Here is a 20,219-nt window from a genome sequence, read left to right on the forward strand (position 1 = left end):
TAGGGTGACCCGCGTACTACAGTGGTCGACGATTAGCTACATGTGGGTTCTTCCAAAATTATTTGGCCCATGTGAACACAGGACGGAGAGCCGCTGTTCGACGACTCCGACTCGCCGCCGAACGGCCGGTCGCCGCCCTCGGCAACGTACACAGCGATCCGTCCAGGTTCGACCAACCTATATCCGCTCGTCCGTCGAAATCGACCTATGGGTATCATCGACCGGTTCGAAACCGAGTACCTCGACGTCTCGAGCAGCCGTGCGACCGCGCGCGACATCGTCGAACTCGTCGTCGGGTCGGTGGTCTTCGTCGCACTCGCCTGGCTGTTCGTCTCTACGTTCATCGGCGACGCGGCTGCGCTGGGCGTCGCGGTGATTCTGGGAGTCCTCTTCACCATCACGATCCTGTCGCAGGCCTACTGGGGGCTCACCGGGCGGTCGGATTACCGCGAGGACGATGGCTGAACGTCGTCTCCCGCGACGTCACCGGGTCGGAACCCCGTCTTCGGGACGCGGGTCCGGCTCGCCTGCCGTCCCCGTCTCGCGTCCGGGGACGGCCGACACCCGCCGGAAGACGGCTTCCGGGTCGCGGTTCCACTGCCAGTGCCAGCGCGTCTTCAGGACACACCACAGTTTTCGTGCCGTCGACAGTGACGGCTCGGCGTTCAACACGTCGTACCCTCGAGCGCGGATGAGCACGTGATGTTCGGCGTACAGCACGGCCGCGAGCAAGACCGGAAGCTGACAGTCCTCGGGGAGATACTGGATGCCCGCGACGCCCTCCCGGTACAGCGACTCCGTCCGACGAAGCTCCTGGGCCATCGCCGTCGCGAACGCGTCGGTCATCTCGAGGCGCTCGACCTGCTCTTCGGTGACCCCGTGGGCCGCGAGCGTCTCGAGGGGCAGGTAGATGCGGTCACGCTCGAGGACGTCCTCACGAACGTCCCGCAGGAAGTTCGTCATCTGGAACGCTTCGCCGAGTTTGATCGCGTGGGGGAGGGCCGCCTCCGGATCCTCAGGGTCCATGATCGCCGTCATCATCACGCCGACGGCGGCCGCCGACCCGCGCATGTACGCCTCGAGGTCGGCGTAGGTGTCGTACCGACTGGTGTGGATGTCGGATTTCATCGCGTCGACGAACGCGTCGACCTCGGCGTCGCTGATCCCGTATCGCTCCCGGAGGCCGTTGAAGGCAATGAGGACCGGATCGTCGGTGAGCTGTTCGCCCAGCGCCTGCGCGCGAAGGGTCTCGAGGCGGGCGGCCTGCGTCTCGGACGGAACGCCCGAGGCGTCGTCGACGACCTCGTCGGCGATTCGGAAGAAGCCGTAGAGCACGTGCGTCGACTCCCGGACGCGTCGCGGCAGGAAGCGCGTCGCGAGATAGAACGTCTTCCCGGTTCGTCGCTGGATTTCCTTGCCGGCGTGTACGTGTTCTTGATCCATATGAATCCCCTCGTCGACCGATTCGACACCGATCCGATACTATACTGTCCGGCAGAAGCGTACAAAAAGGGAATCCCTCACTAGGTTAAGTTTCGCTCGAGAAAGTATTTGGGGGCTGGCCAGTAACGACGACACTGTGACGCGATTCGCCCTCCAGGTTATCGTCGTGGTCGCCCTGATCGCCCTCGCAGGGTGTAACGGCTTCGCTGCGAGCCCGTTCGAGGACTCGAGTCCCAATCGCGAGACCTACGGTGTCGAGGAGCCGCTAGACCCCGAGGAGATCGAGACCGAGTTCGACGAGAACGCGACCCCGCCTGGTATTCCGAACAACGAGTCCGGATCGGTTGACGTCGATCGACTGAGTAGGACTCACGCCGACGCAACCCAAGGAACGACCTATCGTCAGCACATCCGGAGCGTCATTACCCTCGAGAACGGGACGACGCTGATCGACAATCACGCTTCGCTGGCGGCCGACCCTGCAGCGGGCACCTTCCACGCCACGGAACGCTTCGCAGGCCGATTTCCGACACAGCACCCACCATCGCGTTTCGGTTTCCCCCTCGACGGGCTGACAGCGGCAGAACAGTGGGTCACCCGGTCTCCGGAGTTCGAACAGGTCGGGACGCTCGAGTACGCGAACGGATCGACGCGATACGAGCGCATTCGATCCGGGTTCGTCGGCTACTACAGGACGCAACAATCCATGATTCGCCTCGCCGAGAACGTCTCCGTGGAGCGACTCGAGGATGACGGTGACCGCTACTATCGGCTCTCCTCTGAGACGCCCCGATACGACAACTACCTCGAGGACGAACCCTTCGAATTCGAGGCCTACGTGGACAGCGAGGGCGTCATCGTCTACGCCGCCATCGAGGGAACGATGCGCCTCGAGGACTCGCCGATCGGACAGCGGTCCGACGAGGAAGAACGCGAGGGTCGGACGATCACCGTTCAGGAAATCGCCACCACGACGGACATCAACGAGACGGACCTCGAGGAACCTGACTGGGTCGAGACGGCGCGGGAGGAGGCTCCTGACCGGGAAGACAGGCTCGAACCTGGCGACGCCGAAGGCGAATCAGTAGAACGAGACGGCGACGACGCTCCTGAGAATAGGACTGGCGACTAACTCGAGCAGAGTACCGACCGAACAGCACTGACGACTGACGCTCGCCCAGCGCGTCTACACTTCGTCCTCAAGCAACTCCTCGGCCAGCATCGGCAGGAACGTCCCGATGTCGGTGACCATGCCGATCGCCTGGGCGCTCCCGCGATCGAGCAACTGGGTGACGGTGGCCGGGTTGATGTCGACGCAGACAGTCTTCGTCGTCGACGGCAGGCAGTTGCCGACGGCCACGGAGTGGAGCAGCGTCGAGAGCATCAATACGAGGTCCGCGCGCTGGGCCTGCTCGCGGATCGCGTCCTGGGCCTCGATCGAATCCGTGATCGTGTCCGGGAGCGGGCCGTCGTCCCGGATCGACCCCGCGAGCACGTAGGGGACATCGTTGGCCACGCACTCGTACATGACGCCGCTGTCGACGATGCCCGCGTCGACGGCCGCCTCGATCCCTCCGGAGCGGCCGATCTCGCTGATCGTGTAGATGTGGTGCTTGTGCCCCTTCCGCGGGTGCTCGAGCGTCTCCGTGTCGACGCCGAGGGAGGTCCCGTAGAGGTCGCGCTCGAGATCGTGGACCGCGAACCCGTTGCCCGCACTCAGCGCGTTGACGTATCCCTCGCGGACTAGGTCAGCGAGGGCCTCCCGCCCCCCGGCGTGGACGATAGCGGGGCCACAGACGACGAGCACGTTGCCATCGCTCTCGGCCACGTCGCGCATCTCGTCGGCAATCTCCTCGATCAGGGACTTCGAGGGACGCTCGCTCGAGACGCCGCCCTGCATGAACCCGAAGGCGCTGCCTTTCCCGCGTGGGCGTTCCGGGGGGTCGACGCGAATGCCGGTTTCCCCCGTAACGACGAGGTCGCTCTCCTCGATGGCGTTGAGGACGCGCGTCCGCACGCGCACCTCGTCGGCCTCGTCCTCGGCGCGGGTGACGACCAGCGCACAGTCCATCTCGACGTTCTCGACGGGAATCCACTCGCCGTCGACGCGGACCTCGGTCGGGTGGTTCGTCGTCGAGTAGAAGTCGATCGGCACCACCTGGTCGGCGGGCGCCGGTTCGAGCGTCGCGTCGCGCGGATCGGCGACGGTCGCGCCGTTCTGGTTGAGTTCGTGGAGGATCGCCCGGAGGTCGGCCTCGCTTTCGGCGCTGACGGCCATCCGGCAGTAGGACTCCGCGTGTTTGTGTCGACCCACTTCGAACGCCTCGACGTCGAACTCGCCACCGAGGTCCATCACGGCCCCGAAACATCGGGCCATCGTCCCGGAGTCGATGATGTGCCCCTCGAGTTCGACGGTACGACTGACGGTCATTGGTCGGTCTTGGTTCCGGGGGACCGTGAATCTGTGTTTGACATCCTCCCCGCGCTAAAGCGCAAGAATTCCACCGTGGGGGTTCGGCTACGCCGATTCCCCGGCGGTAACTTGCGGGTGTGTATGCTCCTCGTTGGGACGGTGAGCGCGTGGTGACGCCGACCATCGGTGGTCGTCCCACTTGAGGCATACGGGCCGTGCCATCGGCCGTGGTACGTTTCCTTCGTGCCGTCGGAGGAACGTCTCCGACGCCGTGAGGTCCGCGTGGCCCTCGAAGCCACACGGACAGGTGAGCGTGTCTTTGTGTCGAGTCGTGTCCTCCGTTGAGCCGCACTGGGGACACGTCTGCGAGGTCCACGCTTCGGGGCGGACTTCGACGACGATGCCGTACTCCTCGGCGGTACACGCCAGCCGGTCGATAAACGCGCGGAATGCCCAGAAGTTGTGCGTCTTCTGGTTCGCCCGCACCGACCAGTGCGTTTCCAATACGTCGGTGAGGTCGCCGACGTACACGGTGGAAACACCTTCCCCGTACAACCGATCGAAGAGGTCGCGGGCAAGTGCGTCCATGGCGTGGTCGCGTCGTCGCGTCCGTCGGCGGTACAGCCGTCGAATCCGCTTCGACGTGTACCGGCCCTCTTCGCGCTTCACCTTCGATTGGTGGTCCGCGATTCGGCGGGTCGTCTCGCGGAACCGCTCGAACAGGTTGCGCCCCTTGTAAAGATACTGCTGGCCGGTCGTGGTTGTACAGGCGACGATGTTGTTTGCGCCAATATCCAGAGCAGCCGTCTCGTCGGCTAATGGTGAGTCCTGTCGAGAAACATTCGTGGTGACAGGTTGAATGGCCCTGAATTGGCCGCTCAACTCGTCGTAGTACAGTTCCAGCCGGCCTTGGTCGTCCGACCACTTCGGCTTCCCACGAACGCCGAGTGTGAGGCGTTCGCGGTAGCCCATGTCGTACTCATCCTTGAGGTCGCTGCCGACCGTGATTTCGATGGTCGAGCGGTCGCCCCACCGGAGCGTGTACTGGTCGTTGCGAATATACGTCCGCAACTCCCGCCCTTCTTCCTCGTTGCCCCAGTACCCCGGCAGGCCGTTGGCTTCCCCCTTCTCTTTCAGGGCAAAGAACGACCGCCACGCTTCGGTGTTCTTGCGAATCACCTGTTGGGCGGTGGCACTTCCGAGGACACCGACGTACTGTTTGCGGTAGTCCTCGGTATCCCACACCGACTTGTCGATGTCGGGGTCGGTGAAGTTCTGCCGGCGCTGGTAGGTGATTTGGTTCCACAGCGAGGCAGAGGCGTCCAACAGCCTGTGAAGCAGTTCTTCGTCGGCGTCGGAGCGCGGGACGACGGTAAAGGAGTTAACGCGCCTCATGCAGTCCACCTCCCGTCTTGCTTGTCCTTCTGCTCGCGGATGTACTGCTTGACGGCGTCTTTCGAGACGCTGCCGGCAGTCCCGACATAGTACGAGCGCGTCCACTTGATACGGTCGTTGGACCGCTCATTGTACCACCGGGCGGAAATTCCCTTCACCCAGTTGACGATGAGTGACGGGGCGTTCTTCGGCGGACTGCCGATGAAGAGGTGGACGTGGTCAGGCATGATTTCGGCTTCGACCAGTTCGAGGTCTTTGTCGTCGCAGATTTCTTCGAAGATGGAGTGAAGCCGGTCGGCGGCGGCACCCGTGAGACGCTGCTCCCGGTACTTCGGGATGAATACTACGTGGTAGTAGAGGTCATAGACAGCGTGACGGGTGCTCTTCACTATGCATGTATACCATAGTTAGCATGGGCGGTAAGTGCTTCGGTCGAACCCCAGCCCTGCCATCGTTGGTGGACTGTGTGGCCGGAGTGTCCGGCTGATCCCACCCAGAAGGGCAAGGCTTGCACTCGAAAGCCATGTCATTCACTTGCTGTGCATGCTAACCCGGATGATTCACTCGCCGTCCACGCTGACCCGGATTCGGCTTTACCCTCCTCCCCACCGACTCGAGCGACCGCTTCCCGCCGTGCTGAAGGCTGTTAGCCGACGACTACCAAAGTCCCGCGAGAGCGAAGGTCGCCCATGGTCTCGGACCGCGAACTGGTCGACAAGTGGCGAACGCACGTGTTTCGACCCGCAGCAGACGAGGTCAGGGCGCTCCTCGAGCGATTCCCCGACCGCCGGTCGCTCACCGTCCCGTTCGACCGCTGCGGGACCGACTACCGTTTTTCGGCGCCGCTGCTCGAACAACCCGACCGGACCCTCGAGGCCGGGCGGGCGGCCCTCGGCGAGTTCGCCGAGGAACTCGGGGCGCGGGAGGGGCGGATTCACCCGGACGACCGGGTCTACCTGCGGGTGACCGGGGCCCCGACGAGCGTCCGCCACTCGCTGTCGGACCTCGGGACGGACCACCTCAACCGGCTCGTGACCGTCGAGGGGACCGTCGCCGACGTGGACGCGCCCGGCCCGCGGGTCGCCGTCGCTGGTTTCCGCTGTGACCACTGCGAGGAACTCGTCTCGGTCCGCCAGCCGGGACGATTCCTGCGTCGACCGGGGCGCTGTCGTCACTGTAACGCGAACGGGCCATTCACGCTCGAGCCGGATCGAGCGACCTGCGTCGACGCCCAGACCATCGCCATCAGCGACGACGACCGGACGCTCGCCGTCGAACTCGAACACGACCTCGTCGACGCCTTCTCAATCGGCGAGGAAATCGAACTCGTCGCCATCCCCAGGGCGCGACTCGACGGCGAGACGACGACCGGCACACTCGAACTCGAGGCCGTGAGCGCCGACCCCGAGGACGAAAACCCGGCGCTAGCGCCCTGAACGCGAGAGCAGAACGGATTTACGTCGCGGGCCACTTGGCTCGAGTATGGATTACGAAGCGAGCCTCGAGCGCGCGATGGAGAATGTCCCCGACATCGGCGGGGACGACGACCGACTGCAGATTCCCGACGCCCAGCCCCAGAAGGACGGTGCCTTCACCCGGTTTACCAACCTCGGCGAGATCGCGGACGTCCTCTCGCGAGAGACCGACCACCTCCACCGGTTCGTCCAGCGCGAACTCGGGACGAACGGAAAACTGGCCGACGGCCGCGGCCGGTACAACGGTTCGTTCTCCGGCCAGGACTTCGACGCCGCGATCGACGCCTACGTCGAGGAGTACGTCCGCTGTTCGGAGTGTGGCCTGCCCGACACGCGACTCGTCCGCGAGGACCGCACCCCGATGCTCCGGTGTGACGCCTGCGGGGCGTTCCGCCCGGTGACGAAGCGCTCTTCGAGCGCCCAGCAACAGACCCAGCGCGAGGCCGTCGAGGAAGGCCAGACCTACACCGTCGAGATTACGGGTACGGGTCGCAAGGGCGACGGAGTCGCTGAGAAGGGCGAGTACACAATCTTCGTCCCCGGTGCGAGCGAGGGCGACGTCGTCGACATCTACATCAAGAACATCTCGGGCAACCTGGCATTCGCTCGAATCGACTGACCCTCGAGTTCGCTCGGTTCGGTCAGATGCTACTCTTTGTAATTGGACACGAGCCTTGAGCCGACAGTATTTGGTAGGAGAACTTGTCAGTCGGCTATCGATGTGAGACGTGGCGAACCGGCCTATTTGACGCAAGAACTGCACAACCAAGGCACGGTTCACTCGGAAACGTCGTCATCGTCGAAGACGGAGACTCGTTCCTGCTACGTCTAGTCGGTACCGCTCGCTCCTGTTCGAGAGGCGCGAGGCGGACGTGAACGTTGAACCACCAGCAAAAACGAAAATCGACTCCCTGTTCAGTAGAACCGCCGGTAGGCCACGAACAGACCACCGATGACGGCAATACCGGCGACGCCTGCTGCGGCGGCAGCGGTCGTCGAAATCGGGAGCAGCGAGTCGTCGTCCTCACCCTCCTCGAGGAACGAGCGGACCTCGTCTTCGTTGATCGAGGGGAACTCGCGGTCCCACTCGCCGGGCAGGTTGACGGTCGTGTCTTCCCCGACCTGGCGCTGCTCGCGAACCTCGGCCTCGTCGGCGTCCTCGCCGACGAATCCTTCGACAGTGACGTACATCGTCGTCGTCGCGTTCTCGGTCTCGCCGTGGACCGCCGTGATCGTGAGGCCGTTCTCGGTCTCGAAGGGGACGCCCTCGAGTTCGGTCATGTTGCCGAACGCCGCGGCCGTCTCGAACTCGGCTTCCTCCTCGGTGATCGACATCGTCGCCTTCGTCGTCTCGAACTCGGCAGCGCGGAAGTTCTCGATGGCAGCGGTGACTTCCTCGCCGATCATCGGATCCTGTTCTGCCATTTGCTCGTACTCGTCGAGGATGCGCTCGAGCAACTCGTCGTCCTTGGCGGCGTAGTCGTAGACGATGTTGACGTCGCCGTCGACCGTCTCGGCCTCGAAGGAGAGCGTCGTCTCCGCGAGGAACTGCTCGACGTCGCGCTCCTCGAGTCCGTCGACGTAGTCTCCCCAGTTCTCGGCGTCGGCCGAGGAACTGAACTCCAGACTCGTCTCGTTCGGCGCCTGGGTCATCGAGAGGTCGTATTCGGTCGTCTGGACGAGGTCCGCTTCCTTCTGAGCCTCGATCATCTGCCGGGCCTCGTCGAACTGGTCGGCGAGCTCGTCGTCGACGTCGTCGAGTGATTCGGCGATCTCGATGACGCCCAGGACGACCTGGTCGTAGTTGTGGATCTCGGTGTTCCAGTCGATGACGACCGTCGAGCCGTCCTGCTCGGCGGAGAACTGGATTTCTTCGATGTGCAACTCGGCGAGGCGGTCGGCGATCGCTCGCGCCTCAGTTTCGTCGAGGTCGAGTTCGGGATCGTTCTGGAGTTCCATCGCGATCATGTCGGCAACCTGGTCGCTAATGCCGGTGAAGGTAACCGAATACTCGAGGTCGACCGTCGCCGACTCGCCGCTGTCGTCGTAGCTGTATGACTCGAGCGTGAGGTCGTAGTCCCCGCCGAAGTTCATCGCGACGGACTGGAACTGGCGGTCGAGGGCAGCGCGTGCGTCCTCCTCGGTGGCCCAGTTGTCCTGCTCGTAGTCGCTGAGCGCTCGCGTTTCGCTCACCGAGAGGTCGTACTGGTCGTCGCTCTGGGTAAGCGTCATGTCGATAGTGGAGTCACCCTCTCCAGCGGGGGTCCCACTGTCGACGGTCATCGTCCCCGAGGATTCGAACGTCGTCGCGGTGGTTCTGGTCTGTGCGGAGATGTCGACCGATTCCTCCGTTTCGACGTAGTTACTCTCGTTGATCACCATCGCGAGGTTGGCGTTCGCCGAGTAGGTCGTTCGAGACTGCTCGAGGTTGACGTCGGCACTGAACTCCTCGTAGGCGTCGACGTCTCGGAACGTGAGGTCGGCCGCACTCGTGACCGACTCGGGGGACATCCGGAACGAGGCGTCCCCGACCATGCCGAGTTCCTCGCTAGCGTTCTCGTCCATCTCGGTGAAGTCGGCGCCGTAGAGGGCGTGCATGAGTCCCGTCTGGGTCTCGATACCGAACGTACCGGAGACGGCCTCTGCGTCGGAATCGTCCGAGGTATCCTCGTAGACGAGGACGGCGTCGCCGTTCTCGGAGACGTAGACTTCGTCCGCTTCGTCGGGGTCCGCGTCGAATTCTTCCTGCGTCGACGCGCCCGTAGACTGCGTCGCCGCGATCGCCGTCGCTCCCAGACTCGCGACGAGAAAGAGCGACAGCACCAGTGCACCAATTTGTTTCTTGCGCATCATACCTACTGGTAAGGTGGACACTTCATACGCATAATAGTTTCTGTGTCCGCTTGTTAGCAGATAACAATATTTGCCAGCGAAGACCGATGACGATCCGTCGGGCTTTTGGCCGCTGACGCCCCATTCGCGAGTAACACCCGTGGCCCGCTATCACATCGAGACCTACGGCTGCACGTCGAATCGCGGCGAGAGCCGCGAGATCGAGCGGCGTCTCCGTGACGCGGGCCACTATCGCGTCGACGGCCCGGAAACGGCCGACGTCGCCATCCTCAACACCTGTACCGTCGTCGAGAAGACCGAGCGAAACATGCTCGAGCGAGCCACGGAACTGAGCGAGGAGACGGCCGACCTGTTCGTCACCGGCTGTATGGCGCTCGCCCAGGGCGAGGAGTTCGCCGGCCTCGACGCACAGGTCCTCCACTGGGACGAGGTTCCGACTGCGGTCACCAACGGCGAGTGTCCGACGACGACCCCCGACGCCGAGCCGATCCTCGACGGCGTTATCGGCATCCTCCCCATCGCGCGCGGCTGTATGTCCGACTGCTCGTACTGCATCACGAAGCAGGCAACGGGTAAGATCGAGTCGCCGCCGATCGAGGAGAACGTCGAGAAGGCGCGCGCGCTCGTCCACGCGGGGGCGAAAGAACTCCGAATTACCGGCCAGGACACCGGCGTCTACGGCTGGGACACCGGTGAACGCAAACTCCACGAACTCCTCGAGCGTATCTGCGCCATCGATGGAGACTTTCGCGTGCGCGTCGGGATGGCCAACCCGAAGGGCGTCCACGGCATCCGCGAGGAACTCGCCGACGTCTTCGCGGCGAACGACGAACTCTACGACTTCCTGCACGCGCCCGTGCAGTCGGGTAGCGACGACGTCCTCGGCGACATGCGTCGCCAGCACCAGGTCAGCGAGTACCTCGAGGTCGTCGAAACCTTCGACGAGGCGCTCGGCTACTGGACGCTCTCGACGGACTTCATCGTCGGCTTCCCGACCGAGACCGACCACGATCACGAGCAGTCGATGGCCCTCCTGCGAGAGACCCGGCCCGAGAAGATCAACGTCACCCGGTTCTCGAAGCGACCCGGCACCGACGCCGCCGAGATGAAGGGCCTCGGCGGCACGATCAAGAAGGAGCGCTCGAAGGCGATGTCCGAACTCAAACTCGAGATCGTCGGCGCCGCCTACGAGGAGATGGTCGGCGAGACCCGGGAGAACGCCCTGGTCGTCGAGGAGGGGACGGGCGACTCGGTGAAGTGTCGCGATTCGGCGTACCGACAGCTCATCGTCCGCAACGCCAGCGAGTACGGCCTCGAGCCCGGGCAGTTCGTCGACCTCGAGGTGACGAGCGCGAACACGGTGTACGCGTTCGCCGAACCGATCTGAGTCTGTGTCCGTACGCGCAGGCTCACTTTTCGGTAATTCTAGGGCTTCGCTTCGAAGACCAGACTGGTCGGCGTCTCCGCCGCGCGGCGAAAGCGCGTAAACCCGCCCTCGGTGACGACGTCGCGAGTCTGCTCTTCACCCGCCTGGGCGCCGAGCCCGTAGCCGACGTCCTGACTGAGCGAATTCGGCGTACAGGCCACCGTCGAGATCGCGTACGCGAGACGGCCAAACGGCGTGAGGTTATCTTCGACGTCGTCCTCGGCGTAGGGTTCGACGATCATCCACGCACCGTCGTCGGTGAGCGTCTCTCGGACGTGGGCCGCCACGCCGACGGGATCGCCCATGTCGTGGAAACAGTTGAACATCGTTACCAGGTCGTAGTCCGTTCCGTTGTACTCCCGTGCGGTCGCCACCCCGAAATCGACGCGATCGGCAACATTCGCCGCTTCCGCCCGCTCGCGCGCTACCGCTATCGAGGCTTCGTGGTAGTCGATACCGACGACCCTCGAGTCGGGGTACGCTTCGGCCATGCGGATCGTCGGTGCGCCGTGTCCACAGCCAATGTCAGCGATCCGTCCACCCGCTTTCAACGCTGCATCTACCCCGTCGAGCGCCTCGATCCAGTCGAGCAGGAAGGCCCCGTAGGACGGGCCGAAGAAGCGTTCGGTGCCGTGAAACACGTCCTCGTCGTGTTCGTGCCAGCCGATGCCCTCGCCCGTTCGAAACGCCTCGGTAAGGTCGGGTTCGATCTTGGCTACCGACGTGACGAGCTGAAAGGCGCCCGGCATGAACACCGGACTCTCCCTGTTGGCTAACACGTACGCCTGCTCGGGAGAGAGACCGTAGCGGTCGGTCTCGGGGTCGTAGGTCACGTATCCGCCGGCGGCCTGCGAACGCAGCCATTCGCGGACGTAGCGCTCCGCGGTATCCGTTTTTTCTGCTACCTCGGTGGACGTGAGCGGCCCGGCGTCGTCCAGTGTCGTATAGAGATCGAGTTCGTCGCCGATGACGGCGAGCGCGGCGTGGACCGTCGCGCCGAGATCGACGAGCGACGTCTCCACGAGTTCGTTCAGTTGCTGTTCGTCGATCGGATCCGCTTCTGTTCGGGTTTCTGTTGTCATTGTCTCATTTCCGTCGCTACACGATTTTGAGGTGTTCACTCCGGAGTTCCTCGACTGCGTAGTCCTTCCTGTGGACGTCACGCAGGTGCGATTTCGCTAATTCGATCGTTTCTTCCTCGTTTTCCGACTGAATAATGAACCGGCAATCGCCAGTTGCCGATTCGCAATCCAGCCTGTGGGCCTGTGCCATTTCTGTACCCCCGGATACACCATCGACCACGACCAGAATAAATATAATTAGAACGATATTTCTATTGGATTGCTGATCGAACTATGGTTCTATAACTAATATGATGTCTTGTCCCGAACCCGATGCAGTATGGGTGCGATCCCCTCGACGACTCTCGAGGCCCTTCGCGGCCCGATACTATGCTGTATGCTAACGTGAGGAAACGTCTTTATCGTCGTTCGCGTGGTTTCTGTATGGACTCCTCAATTCCGAGCGAAACAGCGGGGTCAGCTCAATCCACCGGAGACGAGGCGTTCCAGCTCCTCTCGGACGAGACCAGACTGGCAGTATTACAGGTCCTCTGGGACGCACATGATCCTACAGACGAGACGCCATTGCGGTTCGCCGAACTTCGCCAACGCATCGGCGTCGAGGATCCCGGCCGTCTCAACTACCACTTGAACAAGCTCACGGGTTACTTCGTCCGGCGGACCGAAGATGGATACGAACTCAGAGATTCGGGAAAGCGGATCGTCAGAATGCTCCTTTCCGGCACCGCGATCGACGATCCGGAGATCGAACCAGTGGCGGTGGATATCTCGTGTTGGTACTGCGGAGGGAAACCTAAGTGGAGCTACCGGGATGGGTGGCGATACCTGGAATGTACCGACTGCGACGCCCGGTGCGTCGATACCTTCCCGCCCGGCGTCATCAGCAAAAACGAGTTCCCACCGTCGGGGTTACGGAATCGCACGCCGAACGAAATCAACGAAGCCGATCGGATCTGGGGCACGCATCGACGAGCATCCGTAATAGACGGCGTCTGTCCGGAGTGTGCGAGCGATATGCCCGTTACCGCGGTCGATATCTGCGACGACCATCACCCCGATTGGAACGAGTACCAGTTCTGTGAGGGCTGTGGGTCGCTCTTCTGGATGCTCGTCTCGCACGTCTGCGAGGGGTGTAAATTTCGGTGGCGGATGCCGACGTTGTTCTACCCGTCGAGACAGCCGGCAGTGACCGCGTTCTATTACGAGCACGGCATCGAGTTCGACCTAGCCACGTACGAACAGCGCGCACTCCTCCTCGACTTCGAGGAGGAACTCCTCTCGGAGGATCCGCTTCGTATCGGCATCTCGATTCCGTTGGAGGACGAAGCGCTGCAGGTGACGTACGATGAACGGATGGAGGTGGTGGATGTAAATCGGCGGGAGCGAAAACACTGACTCAACGGTTGCCTACTCGACGGTACATTCGCTGGGTGGGGCTCTATGGTACCTGCGCTGTTAGAACGCCTGACCGTGCAGCAGGAGGGTCACGACAATGGACAGCATCAATCCGGCGACGGGCGAGGTGATTGAAACGTACGACGATCACACTGCGGACGACGTCGATTCCATCCTCGACGAATCGGCGGCGGTTACGAACGATTGGGCGGCAACGAGCATCACTGATCGACAGCAATTACTCGAGCGCGCGGCCGAGATCCTGCGCGAGCGCGAGGACGAGTACGCCGAGTTGATCACCCGCGAGATGGGGAAACCGATCTCCGAATCCCGGGCGGAAGTCGAGAAGTGCGCCTGGGTCTGTGAGTACTACGCCGAACGCGCAGGCGAGTTCCTCGCGGATCGGGTTATCGGGAGCGAACCCCACGCGCGGACGTTCGTCTCCTACGAACCGCTCGGCGCGGTGCTCGCGGTGATGCCCTGGAACTTCCCGTTCTGGCAGGTGTTCCGGTTCGCCGCGCCCCACCTCACGGCGGGCAACGTCGGCCTGCTGAAACACGCCTCGAACGTACCGGGCTGCGCGCTGGCGATCGAGGACGTCTTCCGGGAGGCGGGCTACCCGGAGGGCGTCTTCTCGACGCTGCTGGTCGACTCCGAGAAGATGGAGGACGTGATCCGGGACGACCGCCTCGACGCGGTGACGCTCACGGGGAGCGAGGGCGCGGGACGGACCGTCGCCGAGCAGGCCGGGAACGAGTTGAAGAAGCACGTCCTCGAACTCGGCGGGAGCGACCCGTTCGTCGTGTGCGAAGACGCCGACCTCGACGCAGCGGCCGAGACCGGCGTCGCGGCGCGGACGATCAACTCCGGCCAGTCCTGTATCGCCGCCAAGCGATTCATCGTCGTCGACACCGTCTTCGAGGACTTCCTCGATCGGTTCGTCCAGGAGATGGAGGCCCTCGAGGTGGGTGACCCGACGGACTCGGATACCCAGATCGGTCCGCAGGCCCGCGAGGACCTCGTGGAGGACCTCCACGAACAGGTCGAAGCGAGCGTCGACGCCGGCGCCGACCTCGCGTGTGGCGGCGATCCGATGGACCGCGAGGGCTGGTACTACCCGCCGACGGTGCTCGCGGAACCGCCCGCGGACAGTCCCGCGGCGACCGAAGAGGTGTTCGGCCCGGTCGCGGCGGTCTTCCGCGCCGAGGACGAGGCCGACGCGATCGAGATGGCCAACGACATCCACTACGGACTCGGCGCCTCGATTTGGACGGCCGATCTCGAGCACGGCGAGGGACTCGCCCGCGAGATCGACGCCGGCTGCGTGTTCGTCAACGAACTCGTCAAATCCGATCCGCGGGTGCCCTTCGGCGGCGTGAAGGCGTCGGGATACGGCCGGGAACTCGGGAAGGAAGGAATCCACGAGTTCGTCAATCGAAAGACCGTGTGGGTCCAGTCGCCTGGTGACGAAGACGATGTGGTTCCCACGGAGTGAGTCCCCGTGTCCACTGCATCCAACCTGCTCGTCGCCTGCCTCGAGGAAGAGGGTGTCGAGCACGTCTTCGGCCTTCCCGGTGAAGAAATCGAGGACCTCCTGTTCTCGCTCCGGGAGTCGTCGATCACGTTCGTCCCGACCCGCCACGAACAGGGCGCGGCGTTCATGGCCGACGTACACGGTCGATTGACCGGCAAGGCGGGCGTCTGCCTGTCGACGCTCGGCCCCGGTGCGACCAACCTCGTCACCGGGGTCGCGGACGCTCACCTCGACAAGAGCCCGGTCGTCGCGATCACTGGCCAGGGCGGCCTGGAACGGCTCCACAAGGAGAGCCATCAGGCGCTCGAGGTGGTCGACATCTTCGAGCCGATCGTCAAGTGGAACGCTCAGCTGACTGCCCCGGAGATCGTCCCCGAATCTATCCGCAAGGCGTTCAAACTCGCCGAGTACGAGAAGCCGGGGGCGACCCACCTCGAGTTCCCCGAGGACGTCGCCGGCGAATCCATCGACGCCAGTCCGATCCCCCAGCACGATCAGGTGCGTCGACCCGACCCGGATACCGAATCGGCGGCACGAGCGGCCCGGACGATCGAGGCGGCCGAACGGCCGATCCTCCTCGCCGGAAATGGTGCGGTGCGGACCCGTGCCTCCGATCGACTGCGCGCGTTCGTCGATCGCCTCGACATTCCAGTCGTCGCGACGTACATGGGGAAGGGAGCGATATCCGACCGCGAACCAGCGTCGCTTCTGACGCTCGACTCCGGCCCGGACGAGGAGGCCGCCCGTGCCATCGAACTGGCAGACTGCGTCGTCGCCGTCGGGTACGACATCGCCGAGCACGACCCGGCGGCTTGGAACCCCGACCTCGAGACGGCGGTCGTCCACGTCGATCACGAACCTGCGGAGGTGTACCGTCACTACAATCCCGAGGTGGAGATCGTCGCCGACGTCGGCGCGTCCCTCGAGGCGATCGGCGAGCACCTTTCTGCGGGCGCCTGCTCGCTGTGGTGTGCCGACCGACACGACCGGATCCTCGAACACGTTTCCGCGCCGCCGGAGGTGGACGATCCCGTTACCGTCAGGAGTGCACTCCCCCTGCTTCGCGAGGCGATGGCCGACGAAGACGTCCTCGTCTCGGACGTGGGGAACCACAAACTCGCGATTGCACAGAATTACCCGACCTACGAGCCCAATACCTGCGTCATCTCCAACGGCCTGGCGAGCATGGGTATCGCCGTACCGGGCGCGCTCGCGGCCGACCTCGCCGTGGACGCGAACGTGGTCGCCGCGACTGGCGACGGCGGCTTCCTGATGAACGCGGCAGAGATCGAGACCGCGACGCGCCTCGGCTGTGAGTTCACCATCGTCGTGTTCACCGACGACGATTACGGACTCATCTCTGCACAACAGGTCGACCATCGGGGGGAGTCGACCGGAACGACGCTCTCCAACCCGGATTTCGTCGCCTTCGCCGAGAGCTTCGGAATCGACGCCCGTCGCCCCGAGACGTGGGACGAAATCGAACTGGCGTTCGCGCAAGCGGTCCCCTCTGACGACCTAACCCTGATCGAGGTGCGTCTGGACGCGTTACGTCCGGACTCGAACGGGTGATCGTCGCCTGCGAACTCGCTCGAGGCGGTTACTCGAACGCAAACCGAACCCCGCTCGAGTCGTCCGGGACCTGCGCGCCCTCCTGGGCGGCGAAGGCCTCGTGAACGAGGGCGTACGTCTCCTCGAGTGCCTCGACGATGACGGTAGTGTCGCTCAGGACGGGCATGAAGTTCGTGTCGCCCTGCCACCGCGGGACAACGTGAGTGTGCAGGTGGTCGCCGATCGAGCCACCTGCGCCCTCTCCCAGGTTCAGCCCGGCGTTGAATCCGTCCGGTTCGAGGGCAGTCTCGAGGGCCTCGAAGGTCCGTCGTTTGAGGCGGGCGTGGTCGAGCAGTTCCTCGTCCGTGAGTTCGGTGTAGTCGCCAGTGTGGTGGTGGGGGATCACCATGACGTGTCCGGGGTTATACGGGGCGTTGTTCAGCAACACGAAGGCGTGGTCACTCCGGGCGACGAGACGGTTCTCCCGTTCGTCTTCCCACTCGGGAAGTTCACAGAAGACGCACTCCTCGACGTTCGGATTTTGCTCCTCGCGCCTGATCCACTCGATTCGCCACGGCGCAAAGATCCGGTCCATACGGGTTCCACTCGAGACGAACTGAAAGAGGTGTCGAGAGGTGGTGCGAACGATGAGCAGCGCGAGGACAGACGGGCTCGATTCCGCTATTGTGGCGTGTTGGCCGTTCTCACGGCCCTTGTCGATAATCCAAACTAACATTTTTGTCACGACTTTCAAGAAATCGTGAAATAATCGCTGAGCAATGAGTTTGAACTGTCTAAAACCGTCTCGGGCCTGCTTATGGTCTGTATAATCCCCTGCTTGCGGTTTTCTCGACTCAGGATCCGAAATGAAACTGGGTTTTAATACTACTCTAACGGAAGAATCTCTCAATGGCAACGACTGACAGCTCATTTAACGGATTGACCGAATACTGCAAGGAGTGCGACCTGGACACGCTACACGAAGTGAACGTGCAGATCCGCACCGAGAGCCTGAAGAAAGAGAACGCGCAGTTTTCCCGCGAACCCTACCGCGTCACCGAGTGCCAGCGCTGCGGAACGCGTTCGAGCCAGCGGATGAACAACGCCTGATCACTAGCGTCTAGTGACCCCCGGTCCCCATTTCCTTTTTTCCTCACGTTGTGTTCTGCGGACGATCCGCTTACCGGTCGGTCAACAGGCGGTTCGAGGCTCGACCCCGAGGCGGTTCACTGATCGGCCGTCGTGACTTCACACCCGTCTTCGGTGACGATAATGGTGTGTTCTTTCTGACTGACCAGACAGCCCTCGTCCTCCTTGAGCACGGGGTAGCCGTGGACGACGTTCCGGCGCTTGAGCCGCCGAAGCGCCATCTCGGGGCGGTCGGTCTCGAGCCAGCGGGTCGCAAACGGCAGGGTGCGGAACTCCTCGGTGATCTGTGCGAGCGCGTCTCGCGCCTGCCGGTTGCGAACCGACGCCTCCCGCTCGAGTGAGTAAATCTCCTCGCTCGAGCCCTCGGTCACCTTCCCGCCGCCGTCGGTCGCGAACGGTTCGATGGCGACGACGTCGCCCACCTCGAGCGTCGTCCCCTGGGAGACGGCCCGGTTGGGGATGTTCGGGCTGGTGTGTTGTTCCCAGTGGCCCAGGCCGTGGCCGGTGAGGTTGACCACGGGGTTGTAGCCGTAGCCGTCGATGACCTCCTCGATTTCGGCGCCGATGTCGCCGGTGTTTACGCCAGGTTCGACGAGATCGAGGGCGGCCTCGAGAGCCTGCTTCGAGGCCTCCGCGAGTTCGGGATTTCCAGAGAGGTCGACCGTGATGGCGGTGTCGGCGAGCCAGCCGTCGACGTGGACGCCGATGTCGAGGTTGATCATCTCCTCGCCGAAGGTGGACTCGTCGTCGATGGTCGGCGTGCGGTGGGCCGCCTCCTCGTCGATAGAGATGTTGACGGGGAACGCTGGCTGGCCCCCGAGTTCCCTGATGCGGTCTTCGGCGTACTCGGCGACCTCGAGGTGGCTCACACCGACCTCAACGCGGTCGGCGGCTTCCTGGCGGACCTGGGCGAGGATCGCCCCGGCTTCGCGATGCTTCTCGTACTGTTCGGCCTCGAGGTCGACCGCGCTGTCGCTCATGCCGTGTGCTTGTGCGGGTCGATAAAAAGAGATTGCGTCACAGTTCGACGCGATTCCGCCACCGTTGGGCCCGATCCACTCTCGGCGTGCGCCGGTCTCCGTCCGGATCGACGACGCTCTAGGCCGGCGTTCGCCCGCCCCGGACCAGTTTGAGCACGCCCTGGGCGATTAACCCGAGCATCGTCCACTTCCAGGCGAGCGCCGCGAGGACGAGCAGTCCTGCTGCCCTGATCCGGTGTCCGTTCTTGAACGCCCGTTTCGCCTCCGCGGCGACCGAGAGGACCGTCAGCGATCGAGCCGCTTTCGAGCCCACCAACCGTTTGAGTACCATAGCCGGTCTACCCCTCGAGGGTGGTTACCTCGCGTGCCAGTATACGCAAGTCGTCGCAAGTCGCAAGCCGTCGGCTGGGCGGTCACTCCGGGTCGAACCCGCCCACGAGTCGATCGAGCGCGAAGAGCGCAATCGCCCCGACGACGGTCCAGACGGCAGCCAGGACGACTGTATCGGTCGTCCAGGTGTGTGTCTCGCCGATGTTGTGCAGCGGGGCGGGCGTCGAGCCGGCGATGAGACTCACCAGAAAGATCAGCGTCGTGTTTCGGTGCCGATCGAGCGCTGCCCGGACGATGCGCGCGACGCTCAGCAGGCCGACCAGCCCGCCAGCGATGAACAGAACCACTGTGGTCCCGGGAGCGAGGACGGCCTCGAGCGACCCGCCGCCGGCGAGACCGGCGATTCCCGAGAGAAACGCGCTCAGTTCGCCCGAGAGGAAGACGTACTGGCCGAGCAGGATCAGGATGAGCGATCCGGAGACGCCCGGCAGGATCATCGCGCTGATCGCGAGGGCGCCGGCGAAGACGATGGTGATCGCGCCGCTTCCCGGCAACTCGAGGACGTTCGCCGCGATGAGCAATGCGAGCGACACGCCCGCGATGGCCACGAGTACGTCCGTCCGCGTCCGAACCCGGAGCTCGCGGTAGAGGACGATTGCGGATGCCCCGATGAGCCCCGTGAAAAAGCCAAAGAGGGCGACGGGATGTGATTCCGCGAGCGACGACACCGCGCTGGCGATGAGCGCGACGGCGGTCACTGCACCGAGTCCGAGCGGGAACAAGAAGCCGACGTCCATCTCGAGGAGTGCCTCTCTGGCCGAGTTGCGGTTCTCCGGACGAACGCCGTTGAGCACGGTCCAGATACGAGTCGGGGTGATCGACGTGATCGCCGCGATCAACCGACCGTAGAACCCGAGGAGGAGGGCGATCGTTCCGCCGGAGACGCCGGGGAGGGCGTCCGCCGTTCCCATGCAGAGCCCGTAGGCGTAGATTCGGAACATCGACAGGCGCTCGACGAGGCGCTCGTCGACGCTATAGCCCACGCCGCGTCACCTCGAGGGCGCGTGGCGCTCGCCGGACGGTCGTCGAGGCTGACGATTCGCGGGGCCGTTTGGCGTCCATTACAGGTTCGTACCGCGGGGAGCCCCTAAAACGGTTCTACTCGCCACGGTTCTACTCGCTACTATTCTACT

Annotated in this window: 20 protein-coding genes; 9 read left to right on the forward strand and 11 right to left on the reverse strand. The window is 63.7% G+C overall.

Going from position 1 to position 20,219, the window contains the following annotated elements; translation table 11 throughout:
• The first annotated feature begins 207 nt into the window (after positions 1-207).
• On the forward strand, positions 208-465 hold the full coding sequence (locus ACFQS4_RS05850; protein WP_497902724.1) for a hypothetical protein: 258 nt from the start codon (positions 208-210) through the stop codon (positions 463-465).
• Between the two features lie 18 nt (positions 466-483).
• Here the strand turns inward: ACFQS4_RS05850 and ACFQS4_RS05855 are convergent, their stop codons facing one another.
• Positions 484-1,443: a phytoene/squalene synthase family protein gene (locus tag ACFQS4_RS05855; protein ID WP_497902725.1), complete on the reverse strand. Its 960-nt coding sequence runs from the start codon at positions 1,441-1,443 to the stop codon at positions 484-486.
• Positions 1,444-1,579: 136 nt separating this feature from the next.
• Here ACFQS4_RS05855 and ACFQS4_RS05860 point away from each other — a divergent pair, with 136 nt between their 5' ends.
• Complete coding sequence (locus tag ACFQS4_RS05860; RefSeq protein WP_497902726.1) at positions 1,580-2,575, forward strand: hypothetical protein; 996 nt, start codon at positions 1,580-1,582, stop codon at positions 2,573-2,575.
• A gap of 54 nt (positions 2,576-2,629) precedes the next feature.
• Here ACFQS4_RS05860 and ACFQS4_RS05865 read toward each other — a convergent pair whose 3' ends face one another.
• The 3 genes from ACFQS4_RS05865 to tnpA all read right to left on the reverse strand — a co-directional run bounded on the left by ACFQS4_RS05865 (position 2,630) and on the right by tnpA (position 5,643).
• On the reverse strand, positions 2,630-3,874 hold the full coding sequence (locus ACFQS4_RS05865) for an ornithine cyclodeaminase, nickel-pincer nucleotide-dependent (RefSeq protein ID WP_497902727.1): 1,245 nt from the start codon (positions 3,872-3,874) through the stop codon (positions 2,630-2,632).
• 87 nt (positions 3,875-3,961) lie between these two features.
• On the reverse strand, positions 3,962-5,251 hold the full coding sequence (locus ACFQS4_RS05870; protein WP_497902728.1) for an RNA-guided endonuclease InsQ/TnpB family protein: 1,290 nt from the start codon (positions 5,249-5,251) through the stop codon (positions 3,962-3,964).
• Positions 5,248-5,643, reverse strand: a complete 396-nt coding sequence (gene tnpA / locus ACFQS4_RS05875; RefSeq protein WP_254159641.1) for an IS200/IS605 family transposase — start codon at positions 5,641-5,643, stop codon at positions 5,248-5,250. The genes ACFQS4_RS05870 and tnpA overlap by 4 nt, the downstream gene beginning before the upstream one ends.
• Positions 5,644-5,940: 297 nt before the next feature.
• Here tnpA and ACFQS4_RS05880 point away from each other — a divergent pair, with 297 nt between their 5' ends.
• Together ACFQS4_RS05880 and ACFQS4_RS05885 are read left to right on the forward strand one after the other, a co-directional pair.
• On the forward strand, positions 5,941-6,687 hold the full coding sequence (locus ACFQS4_RS05880; protein WP_497902729.1) for a hypothetical protein: 747 nt from the start codon (positions 5,941-5,943) through the stop codon (positions 6,685-6,687).
• Positions 6,688-6,733: 46 nt separating this feature from the next.
• Positions 6,734-7,345: a translation initiation factor IF-2 subunit beta gene (locus ACFQS4_RS05885; protein ID WP_254159643.1), complete on the forward strand. Its 612-nt coding sequence runs from the start codon at positions 6,734-6,736 to the stop codon at positions 7,343-7,345.
• A gap of 296 nt (positions 7,346-7,641) precedes the next feature.
• Here ACFQS4_RS05885 and ACFQS4_RS05890 read toward each other — a convergent pair whose 3' ends face one another.
• Positions 7,642-9,579 carry a hypothetical protein gene (locus ACFQS4_RS05890; RefSeq protein WP_497902730.1) on the reverse strand — a complete coding sequence of 646 codons (1,938 nt, stop codon included), beginning with the start codon at positions 9,577-9,579 and terminating at the stop codon, positions 7,642-7,644.
• Positions 9,580-9,718: 139 nt separating this feature from the next.
• Here ACFQS4_RS05890 and ACFQS4_RS05895 point away from each other — a divergent pair, with 139 nt between their 5' ends.
• On the forward strand, positions 9,719-10,966 hold the full coding sequence (locus ACFQS4_RS05895) for a tRNA (N(6)-L-threonylcarbamoyladenosine(37)-C(2))-methylthiotransferase (RefSeq protein ID WP_497902731.1): 1,248 nt from the start codon (positions 9,719-9,721) through the stop codon (positions 10,964-10,966).
• A gap of 38 nt (positions 10,967-11,004) precedes the next feature.
• On the opposite strand, the gene ACFQS4_RS05900 is transcribed toward ACFQS4_RS05895, so the two are convergent.
• Positions 11,005-12,087, reverse strand: a complete 1,083-nt coding sequence (locus ACFQS4_RS05900) for a class I SAM-dependent methyltransferase (RefSeq protein ID WP_497902732.1) — start codon at positions 12,085-12,087, stop codon at positions 11,005-11,007.
• Positions 12,088-12,103: 16 nt separating this feature from the next.
• Positions 12,104-12,277, reverse strand: coding sequence for a DUF1059 domain-containing protein (locus tag ACFQS4_RS05905; RefSeq protein ID WP_497902733.1), 174 nt, complete (start codon positions 12,275-12,277; stop codon positions 12,104-12,106).
• Positions 12,278-12,510: 233 nt separating this feature from the next.
• Here ACFQS4_RS05905 and ACFQS4_RS05910 point away from each other — a divergent pair, with 233 nt between their 5' ends.
• The 3 genes from ACFQS4_RS05910 (at position 12,511) to ACFQS4_RS05920 (ending at position 16,588) form a co-directional block, all read left to right on the forward strand.
• On the forward strand, positions 12,511-13,482 hold the full coding sequence (locus ACFQS4_RS05910; protein WP_497902734.1) for a DUF7351 domain-containing protein: 972 nt from the start codon (positions 12,511-12,513) through the stop codon (positions 13,480-13,482).
• Positions 13,483-13,579: 97 nt separating this feature from the next.
• On the forward strand, positions 13,580-14,977 hold the full coding sequence (locus ACFQS4_RS05915; RefSeq protein WP_497902735.1) for an NAD-dependent succinate-semialdehyde dehydrogenase: 1,398 nt from the start codon (positions 13,580-13,582) through the stop codon (positions 14,975-14,977).
• 6 nt (positions 14,978-14,983) lie between these two features.
• Positions 14,984-16,588, forward strand: coding sequence for an acetolactate synthase large subunit (locus ACFQS4_RS05920; RefSeq protein WP_497902736.1), 1,605 nt, complete (start codon positions 14,984-14,986; stop codon positions 16,586-16,588).
• Between the two features lie 28 nt (positions 16,589-16,616).
• On the opposite strand, the gene ACFQS4_RS05925 is transcribed toward ACFQS4_RS05920, so the two are convergent.
• Entirely contained in the window at positions 16,617-17,162 is a 546-nt protein-coding gene (locus tag ACFQS4_RS05925) for an HIT family protein (RefSeq protein ID WP_497902737.1), read from the reverse strand.
• 314 nt (positions 17,163-17,476) lie between these two features.
• Between ACFQS4_RS05925 and ACFQS4_RS05930 the strand changes: the two genes are divergently transcribed.
• A complete protein-coding gene (locus ACFQS4_RS05930) occupies positions 17,477-17,677 on the forward strand; it encodes a DUF7835 family putative zinc beta-ribbon protein (RefSeq protein ID WP_254159655.1) in 201 nt (66 codons plus the stop codon).
• A 116-nt stretch (positions 17,678-17,793) separates the two neighbouring features.
• Here the strand turns inward: ACFQS4_RS05930 and map are convergent, their stop codons facing one another.
• The 3 genes from map to ACFQS4_RS05945 all read right to left on the reverse strand — a co-directional run bounded on the left by map (position 17,794) and on the right by ACFQS4_RS05945 (position 20,069).
• Positions 17,794-18,696 (reverse strand): type II methionyl aminopeptidase, encoded by a 903-nt coding sequence (gene map / locus ACFQS4_RS05935; protein WP_497902738.1) that lies wholly within the window; start codon positions 18,694-18,696, stop codon positions 17,794-17,796.
• 118 nt (positions 18,697-18,814) lie between these two features.
• Complete coding sequence (locus ACFQS4_RS05940) at positions 18,815-19,027, reverse strand: hypothetical protein (protein ID WP_497902739.1); 213 nt, start codon at positions 19,025-19,027, stop codon at positions 18,815-18,817.
• A gap of 82 nt (positions 19,028-19,109) precedes the next feature.
• Positions 19,110-20,069 carry a DUF368 domain-containing protein gene (locus ACFQS4_RS05945; RefSeq protein WP_497902740.1) on the reverse strand — a complete coding sequence of 320 codons (960 nt, stop codon included), beginning with the start codon at positions 20,067-20,069 and terminating at the stop codon, positions 19,110-19,112.
• Positions 20,070-20,219 lie beyond the last annotated feature (150 nt).

This window comes from Saliphagus sp. GCM10025317 (assembly GCF_042663665.1).
In the GTDB taxonomy this organism is placed as follows: Archaea; Halobacteriota; Halobacteria; order Halobacteriales; family Natrialbaceae; genus Natronosalvus.

What these genes read in the sequence shown, in the direction of transcription:
- ACFQS4_RS05905 (WP_497902733.1), bottom strand. Translation starts at nt 12,277, where the DNA reads ATGGCACAGGCCCACAGGCTGGATTGCGAATCGGCAACTGGCGATTGC.
- ACFQS4_RS05925 (WP_497902737.1), bottom strand. Translation starts at nt 17,162, where the DNA reads ATGGACCGGATCTTTGCGCCGTGGCGAATCGAGTGGATCAGGCGCGAG.
- ACFQS4_RS05865 (WP_497902727.1), bottom strand. Translation starts at nt 3,874, where the DNA reads ATGACCGTCAGTCGTACCGTCGAACTCGAGGGGCACATCATCGACTCC.
- ACFQS4_RS05870 (WP_497902728.1), bottom strand. Translation starts at nt 5,251, where the DNA reads ATGAGGCGCGTTAACTCCTTTACCGTCGTCCCGCGCTCCGACGCCGAC.
- ACFQS4_RS05900 (WP_497902732.1), bottom strand. Translation starts at nt 12,087, where the DNA reads ATGACAACAGAAACCCGAACAGAAGCGGATCCGATCGACGAACAGCAA.
- ACFQS4_RS05930 (WP_254159655.1), top strand. Translation starts at nt 17,477, where the DNA reads ATGGCAACGACTGACAGCTCATTTAACGGATTGACCGAATACTGCAAG.
- ACFQS4_RS05940 (WP_497902739.1), bottom strand. Translation starts at nt 19,027, where the DNA reads ATGGTACTCAAACGGTTGGTGGGCTCGAAAGCGGCTCGATCGCTGACG.
- ACFQS4_RS05890 (WP_497902730.1), bottom strand. Translation starts at nt 9,579, where the DNA reads ATGATGCGCAAGAAACAAATTGGTGCACTGGTGCTGTCGCTCTTTCTC.
- ACFQS4_RS05880 (WP_497902729.1), top strand. Translation starts at nt 5,941, where the DNA reads ATGGTCTCGGACCGCGAACTGGTCGACAAGTGGCGAACGCACGTGTTT.
- ACFQS4_RS05910 (WP_497902734.1), top strand. Translation starts at nt 12,511, where the DNA reads ATGGACTCCTCAATTCCGAGCGAAACAGCGGGGTCAGCTCAATCCACC.
- ACFQS4_RS05885 (WP_254159643.1), top strand. Translation starts at nt 6,734, where the DNA reads ATGGATTACGAAGCGAGCCTCGAGCGCGCGATGGAGAATGTCCCCGAC.
- map (WP_497902738.1), bottom strand. Translation starts at nt 18,696, where the DNA reads ATGAGCGACAGCGCGGTCGACCTCGAGGCCGAACAGTACGAGAAGCAT.
- ACFQS4_RS05855 (WP_497902725.1), bottom strand. Translation starts at nt 1,443, where the DNA reads ATGGATCAAGAACACGTACACGCCGGCAAGGAAATCCAGCGACGAACC.
- ACFQS4_RS05915 (WP_497902735.1), top strand. Translation starts at nt 13,580, where the DNA reads ATGGACAGCATCAATCCGGCGACGGGCGAGGTGATTGAAACGTACGAC.
- ACFQS4_RS05850 (WP_497902724.1), top strand. Translation starts at nt 208, where the DNA reads ATGGGTATCATCGACCGGTTCGAAACCGAGTACCTCGACGTCTCGAGC.